This window comes from Pseudomonas juntendi (assembly GCF_009932375.1).
Classification (GTDB): Bacteria; Pseudomonadota; Gammaproteobacteria; order Pseudomonadales; family Pseudomonadaceae; genus Aquipseudomonas; species Aquipseudomonas juntendi.
Window position 1 is genome coordinate 23,787 of sequence record NZ_BLJG01000039.1, and the last position, 18,079, is coordinate 41,865.

Genomic DNA, 18,079 nt, shown 5'->3' on the forward strand with positions numbered 1-18,079 from the left:
ATAGCAGGTCACGGACACATAGGAGAGACGCGCCCATCAATGGATCCACAGACGATTCGATAATCGCACAAATAGCACTACTAATTGCGTAAATGCAGATTGACCACGGACGGGCATATGGCTCTAATGGATCCATTAAACAAAAACAAAACCTGGAGAGCCTTCATGTACCCGAAAAACACCTGGTACGTTGCCTGCACCCCTGACGAAATTGCCGACAAGCCCTTGGGCCGACAGATCTGCGGCGAAAAAATCGTCTTTTACCGTGGCCAGCAGAACCGTGTAGCCGCTGTCGAGGACTTCTGCCCGCACCGAGGCGCGCCGTTATCCCTGGGCTACGTGGAAGACGGCAACCTGGTCTGCGGCTATCACGGCCTGGTCATGGGCTGCGACGGCAAGACGGTGTCGATGCCTGGCCAGCGGGTTCGCGGCTTTCCGTGCAACAAGGCGTTTGCCGTTGTGGAGCGCCATGGCTTCATCTGGGTCTGGCCTGGCGACCAGGCGCAAGCCGACCCAGCGCTTATCCCGCACCTGGAATGGGCAGACAATGAAGAGTGGGCCTACGGCGGAGGGCTGTTCCACATTGGCTGCGACTATCGCCTGATGATCGACAACCTCATGGACCTGACCCACGAAACCTACGTGCATGCCTCCAGCATCGGCCAGAAGGAAATCGACGAAGCCCCGCCCGTCACCACCGTCACCGGCGACGAGGTGGTCACCGCCCGGCACATGGAAAACATCATGGCCCCGCCCTTCTGGCGCATGGCCCTGCGCGGCAACGGCCTGGCCGACGATGTGCCGGTGGACCGCTGGCAGATCTGCCGCTTCACCCCACCCAGTCACGTCCTGATCGAAGTGGGTGTGGCACATGCCGGCAAGGGTGGCTACCACGCTGCAGCGCAGCACAAGGCCGCGAGCATCGTGGTCGACTTCATCACCCCGGAAAGCGAGACCTCGATCTGGTACTTCTGGGGCATGGCGCGCAATTTTGCCGCGCACGACCAGAACCTGACCGCCGACATCCGCGAGGGCCAGGGCAAGATTTTCAGCGAAGACCTGGAAATGCTCGAGCGCCAGCAACAAAACCTGCTGGCCAACCCTGGGCGCAACCTGCTGAAGCTGAACATCGATGCCGGTGGCGTGCAATCGCGCAAGGTGCTGGAGCGGGTCATCGCCAAAGAGCGTGCAGCACAGCCGCAACTGATCGCCACCAGCGCCACCCCTGCCTGAGGAGCCACCGACATGATCGATGCCATCGTGGTATCCCGTAACGATGAAGCGCAGGGTATCTGCAGTTTCGAGCTGGCCTCGGCAGATGGCAGCCTGCTGCCGGCATTCAGCGCCGGGGCCCACATTGACGTGCACCTGCCCGATGGCCTGGTGCGCCAGTATTCGCTGTGCAACCACCCGCAAGAGCGCCACCGCTACCTGATCGGCGTACTCCATGACCCGGCTTCGCGGGGCGGCTCACGCAGCCTGCACGAGCAGGTGCAGGTCGGCGCGCGGCTGCAGATCAGTGCGCCGCGCAACCTGTTCCCGCTGGCCGATGGGGCGCGGCGCAGCCTGCTGTTTGCCGGCGGCATCGGCATTACCCCGATCCTGTGCATGGCCGAGCAGTTAGCCCACAGTGGCCACGATTTCGAGCTGCACTACTGCGCCCGCTCCAGTGAGCGTGCCGCATTCGTCGAGCGTATCCGCAACGCGCCCTTTGCCGACCGCTTGTTCGTGCATTTTGACCAGCAGCCGGAAACGGCGCTGGACGCTCGCCAGGTGCTGGGCAACCCGCAAGCTGACGTGCACCTGTATGTGTGCGGGCCGGGCGGGTTCATGCAGCATGTGCTGGGCAGCGCCAGGGAGCTGGGCTGGCAGGAGGCCAACCTGCACCGCGAATATTTTGCAGCCGCACCCGTGGACGCCAGCAACGACGGCAGCTTCTCGGTACAGGTCAACAGCACCGGCCAAGTGTTCGAGGTGCCAGCCGACCAGACCGTGGTACAGGTACTGGAGCAAAACGGCATCGAGATCGCCATGTCGTGCGAGCAAGGTATTTGCGGCACGTGCCTGACCCGCGTACTGCAGGGCACGCCAGACCACCGCGACCTGTTCCTGACCGAAGAGGAACAAGCCCTCAACGATCAGTTCACGCCTTGCTGCTCGCGCGCGAAAACACCGTTACTGGTGCTGGATATCTGAAGCGGCCAGCGCGCTGGGGAGGATCACCTGCATGCCGGTGCCCGAGGCGTTTGCGCCGAAGGTTTCGGCATAGCGCAAGGTTGCATTGGCATGCTCGCGCATGATCGCTTCGGCGCGGGCACCCTGGCGGTTGACCAGGGCATCGAACACGGCATGGTGCTGCATGTGGGCGAAGTTGAAGCGCCGGTATTCACGGGCCAGGTCGTGGCGGTCTATCGCCAGCGCCGTGACCGAGGCGAATGGCAGGTGGTCGTTGCGCGCCAGCGCCACGGCAATGGCCGGGTTGTGGCTGGCTTCGATGATCACTTGGTGAAAGCGCATGTTCAGATCGTGGTAGGCCTGCAGGTCTTCTTCGGTCACGAAGCCCTTGCCGAACAGCTGGTCGCCCTCTATCAGGCACTGCTGCAGTGCCGCACGAGCTGGCGCGGCCAAGCCGCGCTCGGCAGCCTGGCGGGCGGCCAGGCCTTCGAGCACACCGCGCACCTCGACTGCACCGGCAATGTCATCGGCGCTCACCGAACGCACTTGAAAGCCCCGGCCGCCGAAGCGGACCAGCAGGCCTTCCTGTTCGAGCGTGCGAAAGGCCATGCGCACCGGCATGCGTGAAACGCCGAACAGTTCGGCAGTGGGAACTTCCATCAGGCGCTCGCCGGCCGCCAGCTCGCCTGAGGCGATCATCTTGCGCAACGCGACCAGCACCATTTGACCGGGCTTGCTCATCCAGGCAACTTCCAGGGAAACGAGCCGGCATCTTAGCGCATGCCGGGCTCGAGTAGTCAGTGGCTCAGCGCATCGCTGGCCGCCACTGGGGCCGGCCTGGGTGCGCGCAGCAGTAGCAGGCACCCCGCCGCCAGCACGAACACACTGGCAAACACCCCATACAAGTGCAGCGGCTGCCAGCCGCCATCGAGCAGCACACCCGCCACGGTGGGCGACACAATGGCGCCCATACGCCCGATGCCGATGCCCCACCCCACGCCGGTGGCGCGCACCGATGCGTCGTAGACCACCGGCGACAAGGCATACAAGCCGGCCACGCAGCCGTTGGCGAACAGCCCGATCAACAGGCCCAGGGCCAATGCCGCGCTAGCCGAGGCCCCGTTGGCCACGAACAGCATCAGCAGCGCCGCAGTGGTCAGCATGAACAGCGCCAGCACGCGGGTAAGCGGCCAGCGCGAAGCCAGCCCGCCGATCAGCGCCGCGCCGAGGATGCCGCCCACGCTCAACAGAACACCGCCCGTAATGCCTTGCTGCGCGGACAGCCCGGCCGCCACCAGCAGCTTCGGGGTCCAGCTCATGACGAAGTAGAAACCGAACATGACCAGGAAGAACAGCAGCCAGATCACCAGCGTGGTCCGGCGCATGGCCGGCGCCAACAGTTGCCGGAAACCGCTGGCACTGCCCGGCACCCTGGCCGCAAGCGCTGGCAGCTGCGCCAGTGCCGGGTGGCCTAGCCTTACCGCCAAGCGATTGACCCGCACCAGGGCGTTGGCGGGCCGGCGTGCCAGCAGAAAGTCCAGCGACTCCGGCAACCACAACCAGACCAGCGGTAACACGCAGACGGTGACGATACCGCCGAACAGAAACACCGACCGCCAACCCCACTGCCCCAGCAGCCACACCGCCAGCAAACCGCCCAGCGTTGCCCCCAGGGCATAGCCGGTGGACTGCAGGCTGACCGCCAGGCCGCGCCAGCGTTTGCTGGCATATTCGCTGGCAATGACGTTGCTGCTGGCCAGGATGCCGCCAATGCCCAGGCCCGTCAGCCCACGCAACAGGGCCAGTTGCATCGGGCTCTGGCTCAACGCCGAGAGCAGCATGCCGACCCCCGACAGCACCAGGCACAGCAGGATCAGCGGGCGCCGCCCGAAGCGGTCAGCCCAGGGTGCGATGAACAGCGAGCCCGCCGCCATGCCAAACAAGCCGGCACTGAGCAGCAAGCCCACCTGCGCCCCGTTGAGGTCCCACTCCGCAGACACCGAGGCAGCGGTAAAGGCCATGACCAGCACGTCGAAGCCGTCGATCATGTTGAGCAGGATGCATATGCCGATGGCCAGGCACTGAAAGCGCCCCATCGGGTCGTTGTCCAGGCGCTGCTTGAGGTCGTTACTCATAGCGCCACCTGCCGCTTTGCAGGTGGCACAACGGCAACGCACGCGCAGGCAAAGCGCAAGGAACCCTGACGGTTCCATACCCTGGAAAAGCCTTTCATGACTGAACCCTTCTTGTAATTGTCGGCGCATCAGGCTGGAGGCCTCCAGCCGATGTCAGGCGCTAATCAAACAAATAATGGATCCACAAACAATCCATGGGGCAATCGCAAGCACGGCTCAGACCGGTGATGACAGTCTGATCAGCCAAAATTACAAAAATTTAAATGTTAATTATCAATACCTTACATATTCATGATTCCTGTTAATTCGCGTTCGTTTATCGAACAGATTCAGTAAATGGATCCATATCGATCACGGCATTACCGCATAGGCCTGTCATCGCACCCGGCGCCATGAACAAATCTTCATATAGCGCCCCAGCGCCCTGACCATGCGGCGCACAGCGCAAGCCAGGCTACCGCCAGCCACCACCCGGCTTGAGGCTGCCGGGCGGGTTGCGTAGCATCCCCCGCCCGTTCGCGCGCCTGCACATCGGCGCGTAACCCGCACAAAAGAGCCCCGAATGCCGCAACCTATCCCCCTCAAGGACCACGAAAAGGAAAAGCACCTGGTCAACCGCCGGCTTCTGGCCTGCGCCGCCCTGGTCTTCAGCCTGTGTGCCGTGCTGGTGGGTCGGCTCTATGTGCTGCAGGTGCTGCAGCACGACCAGCAGAGTGCCGTGTCGGAAAACAACCGCGTGCATGTGCTGCCCATCGCCCCTGAGCGCGGGCTTATCTACGACCGCAACGGCGTGGTGCTGGCCGACAACAAGCCCAGCTTCGACCTGACCATCACCCGCGAGCGGACCGGCGGCAATTCGGCCAAGGTGCTCGACACCCTGACCCAGGTGCTGGGGCTGAACGAGGACGACCGCAAGCAGTTCGACAAGGACCTGCGCCGGGGCCGCAAGCCGTTCGAGCCGGTCACCCTGATAGTGGGGCTGAGCGAAGAGCAGATCGCCCTGGTGGCGGTCAACCAGTTCCGCCTGCCGGGCCTGGAGGTCGAACCACAGTTCATCCGCGAGTACCCGCTGGGCGCGCATTTCGCCCATTCGGTTGGCTACGTGGGGCGTATCAACGAAAAGGAGGCCAAAGTAGTCGACAGCACCGAATACCGGGGCACCCAGTCGATTGGCAAGACCGGCATCGAGCGCTTCTACGAAAGACAGCTGCATGGCCATGTGGGCTATGAGGAAGTCGAGACCAACGCCCAGGGCCGGGTGATGCGCGTGCTCAACCACAAGGCCCCGACACCCGGGCAGGACATCGTGCTGACGCTGGACGCCCGCCTGCAAGTCGCTGCAGAAAAGGCCCTGGGCGACCGCCGTGGCTCGGTGGTGGTGCTGGACCCGGCCAATGGTGACGTGCTGGCCATGGTCAGCAACCCCAGCTTCGACCCCAACCTGTTCGTCAAGGGCATCAGCTTCAAGCAGTACGCACAATTGCGCGATTCGATCGACCGCCCCCTGTTCAACCGCGTGCTGCGCGGCCTGTACGCGCCCGGCTCGACGGTGAAGCCGGAAGTGGCCATCGCCGGCCTCGACAGCGGCGTGATCACCCCCGGAAGCCGGGTGTTCGACCCGGGCTACTACGAGCTGCCCAACTACGCCCACAAGTACCGCAACTGGAACCGCAGCGGTGACGGCTGGGTAGACATGTACACAGCCATCATGCGCTCCAACGACACCTACTTCTACGACCTGGCGCACAAACTGGGCATTGATCGCCTGCACGACTACATGGCGGAGTTCGGCCTGGGCCAGAAGGTGTCGCTGGACATGTTCGAAGAGGCCGCCGGCCTGATGCCTTCTGCCCAATGGAAACGGGCCACCCGTCGCCAGGCCTGGTTCCCTGGCGAAACACTGATCCTTGGCATCGGCCAGGGCTACATGCAGGTCACCCCGTTGCAGCTGGCCCAGGCCACCAGCCTGCTGGCCAGCAAGGGCGTGTGGCACCGCCCGCACCTGGCCATGACCGTAGGCGGCGATGCACCGGTCGACCCCCACCCGATGCCCGACATCGTGCTGCATGACAAGCACGCCTGGGACCAGGTCAGCCAGGGCATGCAGATGGTCATGCACGACCCGCGGGGTATCGCCCGTGCGGCCGCGGCCGGCGCGCAGTACCGGATTGCCGGCAAAAGCGGCACCGCACAGGTGGTGGCGATCAAGCAGGGTGAACGCTACAACCGTGACAAGACACTGGAACGGCACCGCGACAATGCCCTGTTCGTCGGCTTTGCCCCGGCTGACCACCCGGCCGTGGTGGTGGCGGTGATGATCGAGAACGGCGAAGCCGGTGGCCGGGTGGCCGGGCCTGTGGTGCGTGAAGTGATGGACGCCTACCTGCTGGACGAACAGGGGCACCTGAAGCCCGAGTATGCGGGTGCCGTGCCACCGCGCACTACGCCGCATACCTGATGCTGCGCGGGCCTGCCGGCTGAGCGGGCCCGTGCTTCAAGCCCAGAGCAGCCCCGTGCCCTCAGTGCTGCCCACCGGTACGAGGCATCAGCTCGTAGGGGTGCTTCCACCCTGGCATGGCTTGGATGCGTGCCTTCCATGCCTCGATGTGGGTGAACTCGGCCAACGCCATACCGGTGTCCTCCGGCATGAACACATACCCCGCCAGCGACAGGTCGGCGATGGTCAACCGCCCCCCCACCATGAACGGGGCCTTCGCCAGATGGGCATCGACAATGCGGTACGCGGCGGTGGCACGCTCGCGCAAGAACTGCGTCACGTCGGTTTCGCCCGTGTTCTTCAGGCAGAACAGGAAACGCAGCGCCGCGTAATAGCTGGTGAACTTATGGTTGTCGAACAGCATCCAGCGCCAGATTTCGCGCTTTTCGTCCGCGTCGCGGGGGCCGAATTGCCCGGTCTGCTGCGCAAGGTACTCCAGAATCAGCGCAGACTGGGTCAAGGACTTGCCAGCGTGCTCCAGCACCGGCACCTCACCCTGTTCATTGACCTCATCGCGCCAGGCTTGCTCGCGGGTCTGGCCGTTGAAGAAATCGACGAACACCGGCTGCCAGTTCTGGCCAGTCAATTGCAGCATCAGCGCGGCCTTGTAGGCGTTGCCGGATTCGGCGAAGCAATGCAGCTTGTAGTCAGGCATGGGCGAACCTTGCGGTGGCTGTGATGAGCGAATGGCAGAGCAGACCACGCGCACCGCGAGGCGGTCAATGCCCGGTACCACCTGCGGGCATGCATTCTGCCAATGAACAACGGAACTACTTTCACACTGATGCTTTCTTAACCTCTGAGTGGTTTATTCCTTGGGCTTCACCCTTCTGGAGAACACGACATGCGCCACCTACTCATCGCACCTGCGCTGCTGCTCCTGCTGCCTGCCGGTGCCGCACTGGCCCGCGTCGATGCGGGCGACGTCGCCACCTCGGCCGGTGTTTCCGCTTCGCTGTATTCCACCTTCAAAGATGACAAACGGATCATTCCTGCCCGCGACGAGCTTTCGGCGTTCGTTGCCAGTGGGGGTGCAATCCGCGGCGCTTATGTCGAAGCCGCACTGGAACAGGCCCGCAAGGACCACCCAGGGCTCCAGGCCGACGACGAAGAGCTGGCCAGGGCCATTCTGTCGCAGGATGACCGCATCGCTGATCGTTGAATCAGACTTGCACCCGCCTCTGCGTGAATCTACCCACGCCGGGGCCGGTGCAGGTTTGGCTCACCCCCAACCATCCATACGCATGGTCGCCCTGACCAGGCGCTGGTCCTCCTGTTCGATCTCCCGCAAACTGTCGCGAATGCCATTGATGTGCTCGCGCGCCGCGCGCTGCGCCTGTTCCGGCAACTGCTCCATCACCGCGTGATACAAGCGTGCATGCTGGCGATCGATCTGGCGTTTCTGCGCCGGCCGGCAGTACAGGTTGTTGACCGACGCGAACACTGTGCTCAAAGTCAGATCGCTCAGCGATTGCAGGGTGTGCACCAGCACCGGGTTGTGCGAGGCCTCGCTGACCGCCCGATGGAACGCGTGGTCGCGGCGGGCATGCTCACGGGCATCGATGGCCTCGGCGGCCTGGTGTGCCGCCAGCATGTCCTCATAACGGCGGCGGATCAGCAAGCGGTCCACGTCGGTGGCGCGCAAAGCTGCCAGCCGGGCAGATTCGGCCTCCAGCAAGGCGCGCACTTCCAGCAAGTCGAACAATGTGCGCGGCTGTGAGCTGAACAGATGCATCAACGGCGTGTGGCCCGCCTGCCCGGTGAGGTCGGCGACAAAGGAGCCGCGCCCGTGCTCGGTGTCGATGATGCCGCGCCCGCGCAGCACCCGCAGCCCCTCACGCAGTGCAGAGCGCGAACACCCCAGCTTCTCGACAAGCCGCCGCTCCGAAGGCAATGCCTGGCCCACCTTGAGCACGCCTTCGACAATCAGCCGCTCGACCCGCTCGGCCACCTGGTCGGCCACCTTCGCCCTGCCCTCGTTCGCCATTGCGCACCCTCCTGCTGGTAGGACCACTTGCACACCCGCCTGCAATCTAGCCAAGCCACGCCACCAACGGCCAGTACCCAGCCGAAAAACTGGTAGGACCAGTGGCGAGCCCACTCGACCCAGACTAGCACCGCGCGCAGGCTGCAAGCGTGACCGCTTTGCCAACAACAATAAAAACCGTTGCCGAGTGAGCCAATGACCATTCTCTACGACGAACGCGTCGATGGTGCGCTGCCCAGCAGTGACCGCGAGGCGCTGTTGCAGGCATTGCAGGCTGCCCTGCCCGACCTGCACGTTTTGCACCGCGAAGAAGACCTCAAGCCCTACGAGTGCGACGGCCTGTCGGCCTACTGCACCGTACCGTTGCTGGTCGCTCTGCCCGAACGCCTGGAACAGGTGCAGGCGCTGCTCAAGCTGTGCCATCAACGCGGCGTACCGGTGGTGGCGCGCGGCGCCGGTACCGGCCTGTCCGGTGGCGCCCTGCCACTGGCCAAGGGCATTCTGCTGGTCATGGCGCGCTTCAACCGCATCCTGGAGGTCAACCCGCAGGGTCGCTTCGCCCGGGTGCAGCCCGGGGTACGCAACCTGGCCATTTCCCAGGCTGCAGCCCCCCATGGCCTGTACTACGCACCTGACCCCTCTTCGCAAATAGCCTGCTCCATCGGCGGCAACGTGGCTGAAAACGCCGGCGGCGTGCACTGTTTGAAGTACGGCCTGACCGTGCACAACCTGCTCAAGGTCGAAATACTCACCGTCGAGGGTGAACGCCTGACCCTTGGCAGCGATGCCCTCGACTGCCCTGGCTTCGACCTGCTGGCGTTGTTCACCGGTTCCGAAGGCATGCTCGGCATCGTCACCGAAGTGACCGTCAAGCTGCTGCCCAAGCCGCAAGTCGCACGGGTGCTGCTGGCGAGCTTCGACAGTGTCGAGGATGCCGGCCGCGCCGTGGCCCAGATCATTGCTGCCGGCATCATCCCCGGCGGCCTGGAGATGATGGACAACCTGGCGATCCGCGCCGCCGAGGACTTCATTCACGCGGGCTACCCGGTGGAGGCGGCGGCCATCCTGCTGTGCGAGCTGGACGGTGTCGAGGCCGATGTGCACGCTGACTGCGAACGGGTCGCCGCCGTGCTGGCGCAAGCCGGCGCCCGCGACGTGCGGCTGGCCTGCGACGAGGCCGAGCGGGTGCGTTTCTGGGCCGGGCGCAAGAACGCCTTCCCGGCCGTGGGGCGCATTTCACCCGACTACTACTGCATGGACGGCACCATCCCACGCCGCGAGCTGCCGCGCGTGCTGAAAGGCATCAGCGACTTATCCAGCGAATACGGCCTGCGCGTGGCCAATGTGTTCCATGCCGGCGACGGCAACATGCACCCGCTGATCCTGTTCGATGCCAACCTGCCGGGTGAACTGGAGCGCGCCGAGGCCATCGGCGGCAAGATTCTCGAACTGTGCGTGGCCGTGGGCGGCAGCATCACGGGTGAACACGGGGTCGGCCGGGAAAAGATCAACCAGATGTGCGCACAGTTCAACAGCGACGAAATCACCTTGTTCCATGCGGTCAAGGCTGCGTTCGACCCACAAGGCCTGCTCAACCCCGGCAAGAACATCCCCACCTTGCACCGCTGCGCCGAATTCGGCGCGTTGCACGTGCACCACGGGCAACTGCCTTTTCCCGAGCTGGAGCGTTTCTGATGAGCATGGACCACGACGACAGCCAGGCCCTGCTCGAACAGGTAAACCAGGCGCTGAACCAAGGGACGGCACTGCGCATTCAGGGTAGCGGCAGCAAGGCCATGCTCGGCAACCCGGTGGTGGCTGAGGTGCTGGACACCCGCCGCCACCGGGGCATCGTCAGCTATGACCCGACCGAACTGGTACTGACCGCCCGCGCTGGCACGCCGCTGCGCGAAATCGAGGCAGCGCTGCACCAGGCCGGCCAGATGCTGCCGTGCGAACCGCCCCACCTGGGGCCTGATGCGACGTTGGGTGGCATGGTCGCGGCCGGGTTGTCCGGCCCCAGGCGGCCTTGGGCGGGGTCGGTGCGCGATTACGTACTGGGTACACGCGTGGTTACCGGCCACGGCAAGCTGCTGCGCTTTGGCGGCGAGGTCATGAAGAATGTCGCTGGCTACGATGTGTCGCGCCTGATGGCGGGCAGCTTCGGTTGCCTGGGGTTGTTGACCGAGGTGTCGCTGAAGGTGCTGCCACGCCCGCGCCAGTGCCTGAGCCTGCGGCTGCCGATGGGCCGCCACGAGGCGTTGGCCGAACTGGCCGAATGGGGCCAGCAGCCGCTGCCGATCAGCGCCGCCTGCCACCACGGCGATGCCCTGTACCTGCGCCTGGAAGGCGGCGAGGGATCGGTGCAATCGGCGCGCCTGCGGCTGGGCGGTGAGGCGCTGGACAGCCAGTTCTGGAACGACCTGCGCGAACAGCGCATGGCCTTTTTCAACGGCCCCACCCCGCTGTGGCGGCTATCGGTACCCATTGCCTGCGGCGAGCTGGCATTGCCCGGCGAGCAATTGATCGACTGGGGCGGGGCCCAGCGCTGGCTCAAGTCTGACGCGGAGGCGCACAACATTCGCGAGGCCGTTGCCAGGGTGGGCGGCCACGCGACCGCCTACACCCCCGGTGCAGCCAGCAGCCCGCCACTGCCCGCTGCGCTGATGCGCTACCACCAGGCGCTCAAGCAACAGCTCGACCCCCAGGGGGTATTCAACCCCGGCCGCCTGTACCCGGACCTGTGAGGCCAGACCATGCAAACCAACCTCAGCGAAAGCGCCCGCCGCCTGCCCCGCGCCGACGAAGCCGAAAGCATCCTGCGCGCCTGTGTGCACTGTGGTTTCTGCACCGCCACCTGCCCCACCTACCAGTTGCTGGGTGACGAACTGGATGGCCCGCGCGGCCGCATTTACCTGATCAAGCAGATGCTCGAAGGCGAGCCGGTCAGCGCCAGCACCCAACTGCACCTGGACCGTTGCCTGAGCTGCCGTAGCTGCGAGTCCACCTGCCCGTCCGGGGTGCGCTACCACGACCTGCTGGACATTGGCCGCGCCGTGGCCGAGCAGCAGGTGCCGCGACCACTTGGCCAGCGCCTGCTGCGCCAGGGCCTGCTCGCAGTGGTACCACGCCCGGCACTGTTCAAGGCGCTGACTCGCAGCGGCCAGGCCCTGCGAGCGCTGCTACCGGCCACGCTCAAGGGCAAGCTGCCGGCATCGGTGACACCGCCCGGCGAGCGCCCGGCGCCGCGCCATGCACGCCGGTTACTGATGCTCGAAGGCTGCGTGCAGGCGGCGTTCTCGCCCAATACCAACGCCGCTGCCACGCGCCTGCTCGACCGGCTGGGGATCAGTGTGCAGCCGATCCGCCAGGCCGGCTGCTGTGGCGCCGTGGACTACCACCTCAACGCCCAGGCGCAGGGCCTGCAGCGTGCAAGGCGCAACATCGACGCCTGGTGGCCCGCCATCGAGGCGGGTGCCGAAGCCATCGTGCAAACGGCCAGTGGCTGCGGCGCGTTCGTGCGCGACTACGGCCACCTGCTGGCAAAGGACCGCCAGTACGCAGCCAAGGCGGCGCGCGTCAGCGCGCTGGCCCGCGACCTGGTGGAGGTGCTGGCTGCCGAGCCCGTCGAGCAGTTGGGCCTGTGCGCTGAACAGCGCCTGGCCTTTCACTGCCCATGCACCCTGCAACATGCCCTGAAACTGGGCGGGGCGGTGGAGGCTTTGCTGACCCGCCTGGGCTTCACCCTGACCGCCGTGCCCGATGGCCACCTGTGTTGCGGGTCGGCGGGCACCTATTCGCTGACCCAGCCGGACCTGGCCCTGCAACTGCGCGACAACCGCCTGAACGCGCTGGAAAGCGGCAAGCCGCACATCATCGCCACGGCCAACATCGGCTGCCAGACCCACCTCGCCGGTGCAGGGCGCACCCCCGTCAGGCACTGGGTGGAAATCGTCGAAGCCGCCTTGCGGCCGGAGAGCACCCATGCATAGCAAACCCGTGATCGGCCTGGCCGAGGTTACCCGTGTACTTGAGGCTGCGCGCCAGCATGCCTTGGCCGAACAGTGGCCTGTGACCATCGTGGTGGTCGACGACGGCGGGCACCCCCTGGCCCTGCACCGCCTGGATGGTTGTGCGCCAGCCAGTGCCTACATTGCCATGGAAAAGGCCCGCACCTCGGCGCTGGGGCGCAAGGAAACCCGGGACTACGAAGACATGGTCAATCGCGGACGCACCGCGTTCGTCACCGCACCGCTGCTGACCTGCCTGGAGGGCGGTGTACCGCTGCAGGTGCAGGGCCAGGTGGTGGGTGCCATTGGCGTGTCGGGGGTCAAGCCCGACCAGGACGCACAAGTGGCCAAGGCGGGCGCAGCAGCGTTGTGAAGGCTGCACAGACGGTTGCCACTCGGGCAGACTCAGAATTCCCCTACAAAATGTTCGGACGCGTCTTACTTGCCGCCTCAGCGTTGAGAAAACAAGATCGGCGCAGCATGACCAGCCAGGGGAAACGCCGCATGCACCCGTACGCACGCTCCATTGCCGAACTGCGCAGCAGCCTGCGCGAAATGCTCGCCCATGACATCAGCAACCCTGATGACGACCCGCACCTGTCGGGGGTGATGTTCTTCTGCGCTACAGACGAACAGACCCGTTTGCTGATCGAGCGCATCGAGCTGCTGGCCAGCGAGGTGCTTTTCGACCCGAACGGGCGCGCCATTGCCGAGCACATGCGCGCGGCGGCAATCGACGGCGTATGCATCAAACGCAACCGCAAGGCAGCCACAGACGAAACCCAGATACGCATTGCCCTGGCGGGCAAAGGCTACATCACCATCAGCACCGCCCGGCTCTGACAGCCGTAGCGCAAGGCGCGCGGCCCGGCGCACACGGCGCAGCCAATCCGCTATCCTGTGGGCACCCCCGCTCCGGACCGTTCCATGGAACTGCACATTCGCCTGGATGGCCGCAAAGGCCTCACCGACCAGCTTTACCAGCAATTGCGCGCTGGCATCGACAGTGGCCACCTGGCAGCGGGCACCCAGCTGCCACCCACCCGTCTGTTGGCCGAACAACTGGGTGTGTCGCGCAAGACGGTAGCCGAAGCCTACTCACGCCTGACCTATGACAACCTGCTCAGCGGTGTGGTGGGCCGTGGCACATTCGTCACGCCGCGCCAGCCGCTGCGCAGCAGCGAACCTGCCGCCATCACCCTGGCCGCCAGTGCATCGCTCGAACGCTGGCAAGCGGGCGCCACGGTGCTCAGCCAACGCCAGGCGCAGGCCCCTTCACGCTACGATTTCATCGGCGGCGTATCGAGCAAGGCCCAATTCCCCTTCGACCAGTGGCGCAGTTGCCTGAACTACGCCCTGCGGCGCAGCCAGCGCCACCCCGAACGGCATTTTACGGCCCAGGGTTTGCCTGAACTACGCCAGGCCATCGCCCACCACATCGCCTACACCCGTGGCGTGCACTGCAGCGCAGCCGACCTGCTGGTGTGCAACGGCGCCCAGCAGGCCCTGGACCTGATCGCCCGCGTGCTGGTCGAGCCAGGTTGCCAGGTGGCCATGGAAGACCCCGGTTACCCACCGGCACGGCAGCTGTTCCTGGCCCTGGGCGCGCAGCTGCAGTCGGTACCGGTCGACGACCAAGGCCTGTGCGTCGAGCACATCGCCGACGGCACCCGGCTGATCTACGTCACGCCGTCTCACCAGTTCCCGCTGGGCATGCCGATGAGCGAGGCGCGCCGGCACGCGCTGCTGGCGCGGGCTGCGCAGCTGGGGGCGCTGATCATCGAAGACGACTACGACTGTGAATTCCGCTACCACGGGCCCGCTGCGGATGCCTTGCAGCGCCTGGACCGACAGGGGCTGGTGGCCTACGTGGGCACGTTTTCCAAGACTCTTTTGCCTGAGCTGCGCCTGGGCTACGCCGTGCTGCCGCCTGCCGTACTGCAGGCCGCCTGTGTGGCCAAGCACCTCAGTGACTGGCACAGCCCGAGCTTGCTGCAGTGGGCCTTGGCGCGCTTTCTTGCCGAGGGCCACCTGCACAAGCACATTCGCCGTTGCCATGAGGTCTACAGCGCGCGCCGCGAACGCATGCTGGCGCGCCTGCAGGGCGACCTGGCCCCTTGGTTCAGCGCGGTTCCGGCCAGCGCCGGCTTTCATCTGAGCGCGATGGCCAGACCAGGGGTCGACGTGGAATTACTGGCCAACCTGGCGCGCAAGGTCGAGGTCGGCCTGTACCCACTGGCGCCGTTCTTCAGCGAAGCGCCTGCGCGGCAGGGCTTGCTGATGGGTTTCGGTGCCATTGAGCTGCTGGATATCGACCCCGCACTGGATCGTGTGCGCGACACCCTGCAGCACCTCAACTGACCGGTGCCGCCTTGCCGGTTGCCGGGCGGGCGATGGCGGCCGAGTAACCGCGCGGGTTGAAAAACGTGGTGACCCACAGCATGGCCAGCACGGTGACCGTCAACAGGGTCCACGACGCCTGGAAGTCACCACTGACATCCCGCAGCCAACCGGTGATGTAGGGCACGATCCCGGTGATGATGAAGCCGATGCCCTGCACAAATGCCGCCAGGCTGCCCGCCTCGGCTGGTGTTTGCAAATGCTCCAGGGTCAGCGTAAGGCACTGGCTGAAGCAAGCGCCCAGGCCGAAACCGATCAGCGCCACCCACAGCCCCGGGGCCACGGTGGGGGCCAGTAACAGGCCGAGAAAGCCGACCAGCTGAATTGCCAGCGCCAGCCACAAACCGGGGCGCCGGTCAGCATAGCGCCGCAGCAACAGCGGCAAACCGAGCGCGCCGGCCACCTGGAAAATGGTCATCAGGCCCACCAGGTCGGCGCCACCCTGGGCGCTGCCGCCGTGCTCGGTGTGGTAGGCCGGCAACCACGCCACCATGCTGGTGTAACCGCCATTGATCAAGCCGAAGTACAGGGCCAGCAACCAGGCCCGGCGCGTGCCGAACCAGTGCCCACCGGATGCCCCTGCCAGCTTCGCTGTGCCATGGCGTGGCCGCAGCACGGCCCAGGCCAGCAACGCCAGCACGGCCGGCACCGCCCACAGGCCCAGGCCAGCCTGCCAGTGGCCGAAGTGCGCACTGATGTGCGGGCCCAGCACTGCCGCCAGGCCACCGCCACTCATCAGCGCCGCCGAATACAGGCCCATGGCCGCCGCCAGGCGGCGGGGGAACCAGCGGTTCACCAGCCCCGGCATCATGCCCTGTACCACCGCTACGCCCAGGCCAGCGACCACCGCACTGGCGATCAGTGCCCAGGCACTGTCCAGTTGCAGGCGCCACAGGCAAGCCATGGCAATCGCCGCCAGGCCGCCCAGCATACCGCCGTGCTCGCTGAGCCAGCGCCGCAGCCACGGCTGCAGCAACGGCACCAGGCCCATGCAGAGCACCGGCAAAGCGGTCAGCAGGGCGGCCTGCTGGTAGCCCAGCCCGGTAGTGGCGCGCATGGGCTCGAGCAAGGGGCCGATACTGGTCAGGATGGGCCGCAGGTTCAGGGCCAACAAAATCACCAGCAACAGGTTCAGCGCAGGTCTCATGGTCGTTCATTTCTCTTCGTGCCAGATCGACCATTATCCCGGCTTGGCTGGCTGCGCAGAAATGAAGAGATTGGATGCCTGTCAGTGGCCAGCTGAATGGACATTGGCCTCCTGCGCAAGCGTGCAATTGGCTATCGGGGTGGCCAATCAACGGCGCTACAGTAGCGCCATCACCCCCCACATCCGCATTGGAGACAGCCATGCACAACCGTATCGAATGGGCCAAGCACGCGCCCGAAGCCTACAAAGCCATGGTCGGCCTGGAACAGGCGCTGGCCAGGTGCGGCCTGGAAAACTCGCTGCTGGAACTGGTGCGCCTGCGCGCCTCGCAGATCAACGGCTGCGCCTATTGCGTCAACCTGCATGCCAACGATGCGCGCAAGGCCGGTGAGACCGAGGCACGCCTGCAAACACTGTGCGTGTGGCAGGAAACCGCGTACTTCACCCCGCGTGAACGGGCAGCACTGGCCTGGCTCGAAAGCCTTACCCGCCTGCCTGAACGGGGTGCGCCGCAGGGCGAGTACGAAGCCCTGCTGCAGCACTTCGAGCCGGCCGAAGTGGTCAACCTGACCTTGGCGATCGCCACCATCAATGCCTGGAACCGCTTCGGGGTGGGCTTCGCCATGGTGCCGGCGGGCTGAGTGTTGGCGCGGTGGCACCCGCGCAAGGGTCGGCACTGGCCAAGATCAGCGCCCGGCCAACCGCGCGCGGTAGCTACCGGGGCTCTGCCCGGTCCATTTCTTGAACGCCCGGTGGAACGCGCTGGGCTCCTGAAAGCCGGCCTGCTCGGCGATCTCGGCAATGCTCAGCACGCCTTCGCGCAAGCGCTCGAAAGCCATCGCCCGGCGTACCTCGTCCTTGATCTGCTGGTAGGAGCGCCCCTCGCGCTCCAACTGCCGGCGGAAGGTGCTGGCACTGATACCCTGCTGCTGTGCCAGCGACGCCAACGTGGGCCACTGCCCATAGCCACGCGCCCGTAAATGCCGGTACACCTCGGCCACCAGGCCGTTCTGGTTGCGAAAGCGAATGACCAGCCCCTGCGGCGCGCTGCGCAGGAAGGTTTTCAGCGCCGCCACGTCCTGGACCACCGGCCGGCGCAGGCAGGCACTGTCGAACTCCACCTCGGTACGCCCGCTGCCCAGGCGCAGGTCCGGCCCCCACAACAGCAGGTCATCCTCCTGGGCTGGGCGGGCCACTGCCAGTTCGGTCCGGTCAATCGCCACCCTGCGCCCGCCCAGCCAGCACAGCAGGCCGACCATCAGCACCAGGTAGGTTTCCTCGGCGTATACCCGGGTCAACGGGTCGGCGATGCTCGACTGCACGCTGATCAGCGCCCGGCTACCGCGCACGGTCAGGCTGCCGCGCAGATCGTGCAGGAACAGGCCAAAGCCTGCCAGGCACTGGCGTAGAGCCTTTTCCAGGTTGGGTTCCAGGATCAGGCCCCGACAGATCAGGGCGAAACTGCCCAACGGCATGCCATGGCTGTCGAGGCGGAAGAACTCATCGTCCAGGCGCCGGATCATTGCCAGCCATAGCTCGGCGAAGGCCCGGGCCGGCACCCGCGCCTGCGGTTGGTCGAGCAGGTGCGGGTCGATGCCCACCGCACGCAAATGCGCGTCACGCTCGGCGGGGCAATCGCGCAGGGCATGCAGCATGGCGTTGAGGAAGTACACGGCGACCGAATCGCTATCGCGCATGGCGGTGTTCGCTGTCTATGCTGAGTGGCAA

General features: G+C 65.5%; 17 protein-coding genes. 11 read left to right on the forward strand and 6 right to left on the reverse strand.

Annotated features, from left to right (window positions below; genetic code table 11):
• Positions 1–165: 165 nt before the first annotated feature.
• Both GYA94_RS05805 and GYA94_RS05810 read left to right on the forward strand, forming a co-directional pair.
• Positions 166–1,233, forward strand: a complete 1,068-nt coding sequence (locus GYA94_RS05805) for an aromatic ring-hydroxylating dioxygenase subunit alpha (protein ID WP_110678461.1) — start codon at positions 166–168, stop codon at positions 1,231–1,233.
• Positions 1,234–1,245: 12 nt separating this feature from the next.
• The gene (locus tag GYA94_RS05810; protein WP_110678463.1) at positions 1,246–2,196 is read left to right on the forward strand and encodes a PDR/VanB family oxidoreductase; all 951 of its coding nucleotides are present in this window, start codon (positions 1,246–1,248) and stop codon (positions 2,194–2,196) included.
• Here GYA94_RS05810 and GYA94_RS05815 read toward each other — a convergent pair.
• Both GYA94_RS05815 and GYA94_RS05820 read right to left on the reverse strand, forming a co-directional pair.
• The gene (locus GYA94_RS05815; protein WP_110678465.1) at positions 2,176–2,916 is read right to left on the reverse strand and encodes a GntR family transcriptional regulator; all 741 of its coding nucleotides are present in this window, start codon (positions 2,914–2,916) and stop codon (positions 2,176–2,178) included. The two genes, GYA94_RS05810 and GYA94_RS05815, sit on opposite strands and share 21 nt — an antisense overlap.
• Before the next feature lie 56 nt (positions 2,917–2,972).
• The gene (locus tag GYA94_RS05820) at positions 2,973–4,310 is read right to left on the reverse strand and encodes an MFS transporter (RefSeq protein WP_161891957.1); all 1,338 of its coding nucleotides are present in this window, start codon (positions 4,308–4,310) and stop codon (positions 2,973–2,975) included.
• A 562-nt stretch (positions 4,311–4,872) separates the two neighbouring features.
• Between GYA94_RS05820 and mrdA the strand changes: the two genes are divergently transcribed.
• The gene (gene mrdA, locus GYA94_RS05825; RefSeq protein WP_161891958.1) at positions 4,873–6,768 is read left to right on the forward strand and encodes a penicillin-binding protein 2; all 1,896 of its coding nucleotides are present in this window, start codon (positions 4,873–4,875) and stop codon (positions 6,766–6,768) included.
• A gap of 61 nt (positions 6,769–6,829) precedes the next feature.
• On the opposite strand, the gene GYA94_RS05830 is transcribed toward mrdA, so the two are convergent.
• Entirely contained in the window at positions 6,830–7,462 is a 633-nt protein-coding gene (locus GYA94_RS05830) for a glutathione S-transferase family protein (RefSeq protein WP_009686498.1), read from the reverse strand.
• A gap of 189 nt (positions 7,463–7,651) precedes the next feature.
• On the opposite strand from GYA94_RS05830, the gene GYA94_RS05835 reads away from it, so the two are divergent.
• On the forward strand, positions 7,652–7,969 hold the full coding sequence (locus GYA94_RS05835) for a DUF2388 domain-containing protein (protein WP_009686497.1): 318 nt from the start codon (positions 7,652–7,654) through the stop codon (positions 7,967–7,969).
• 60 nt (positions 7,970–8,029) lie between these two features.
• Here the strand turns inward: GYA94_RS05835 and glcC are convergent, their stop codons facing one another.
• Complete coding sequence (gene glcC, locus GYA94_RS05840; RefSeq protein ID WP_161891959.1) at positions 8,030–8,794, reverse strand: transcriptional regulator GlcC; 765 nt, start codon at positions 8,792–8,794, stop codon at positions 8,030–8,032.
• 195 nt (positions 8,795–8,989) lie between these two features.
• Between glcC and glcD the strand changes: the two genes are divergently transcribed.
• The 6 genes from glcD (at position 8,990) to pdxR (ending at position 15,165) form a co-directional block, all read left to right on the forward strand.
• Complete coding sequence (gene glcD / locus GYA94_RS05845) at positions 8,990–10,489, forward strand: glycolate oxidase subunit GlcD (RefSeq protein WP_110678473.1); 1,500 nt, start codon at positions 8,990–8,992, stop codon at positions 10,487–10,489.
• The gene (gene glcE / locus GYA94_RS05850) at positions 10,489–11,541 is read left to right on the forward strand and encodes a glycolate oxidase subunit GlcE (protein WP_110678475.1); all 1,053 of its coding nucleotides are present in this window, start codon (positions 10,489–10,491) and stop codon (positions 11,539–11,541) included. The genes glcD and glcE overlap by 1 nt, the downstream gene beginning before the upstream one ends.
• Positions 11,542–11,550: 9 nt before the next feature.
• Complete coding sequence (glcF, locus tag GYA94_RS05855; protein ID WP_161891960.1) at positions 11,551–12,786, forward strand: glycolate oxidase subunit GlcF; 1,236 nt, start codon at positions 11,551–11,553, stop codon at positions 12,784–12,786.
• Positions 12,779–13,177 carry a GlcG/HbpS family heme-binding protein gene (locus GYA94_RS05860; RefSeq protein ID WP_054905076.1) on the forward strand — a complete coding sequence of 133 codons (399 nt, stop codon included), beginning with the start codon at positions 12,779–12,781 and terminating at the stop codon, positions 13,175–13,177. The genes glcF and GYA94_RS05860 overlap by 8 nt, the downstream gene beginning before the upstream one ends.
• Before the next feature lie 131 nt (positions 13,178–13,308).
• Positions 13,309–13,647: a hypothetical protein gene (locus tag GYA94_RS05865; protein ID WP_033691133.1), complete on the forward strand. Its 339-nt coding sequence runs from the start codon at positions 13,309–13,311 to the stop codon at positions 13,645–13,647.
• 84 nt (positions 13,648–13,731) lie between these two features.
• Positions 13,732–15,165 (forward strand): MocR-like pyridoxine biosynthesis transcription factor PdxR, encoded by a 1,434-nt coding sequence (pdxR, locus tag GYA94_RS05870; protein WP_161891961.1) that lies wholly within the window; start codon positions 13,732–13,734, stop codon positions 15,163–15,165.
• Here pdxR and GYA94_RS05875 read toward each other — a convergent pair.
• Positions 15,158–16,351 (reverse strand): CynX/NimT family MFS transporter, encoded by a 1,194-nt coding sequence (locus tag GYA94_RS05875; protein WP_110678481.1) that lies wholly within the window; start codon positions 16,349–16,351, stop codon positions 15,158–15,160. The two genes, pdxR and GYA94_RS05875, sit on opposite strands and share 8 nt — an antisense overlap.
• Before the next feature lie 200 nt (positions 16,352–16,551).
• On the opposite strand from GYA94_RS05875, the gene GYA94_RS05880 reads away from it, so the two are divergent.
• Positions 16,552–16,992 carry a carboxymuconolactone decarboxylase family protein gene (locus GYA94_RS05880; protein WP_029887041.1) on the forward strand — a complete coding sequence of 147 codons (441 nt, stop codon included), beginning with the start codon at positions 16,552–16,554 and terminating at the stop codon, positions 16,990–16,992.
• Between the two features lie 45 nt (positions 16,993–17,037).
• Here GYA94_RS05880 and GYA94_RS05885 read toward each other — a convergent pair whose 3' ends face one another.
• Positions 17,038–18,048, reverse strand: coding sequence for an AraC family transcriptional regulator (locus GYA94_RS05885; RefSeq protein ID WP_009686485.1), 1,011 nt, complete (start codon positions 18,046–18,048; stop codon positions 17,038–17,040).
• Positions 18,049–18,079: the final 31 nt, after the last annotated feature.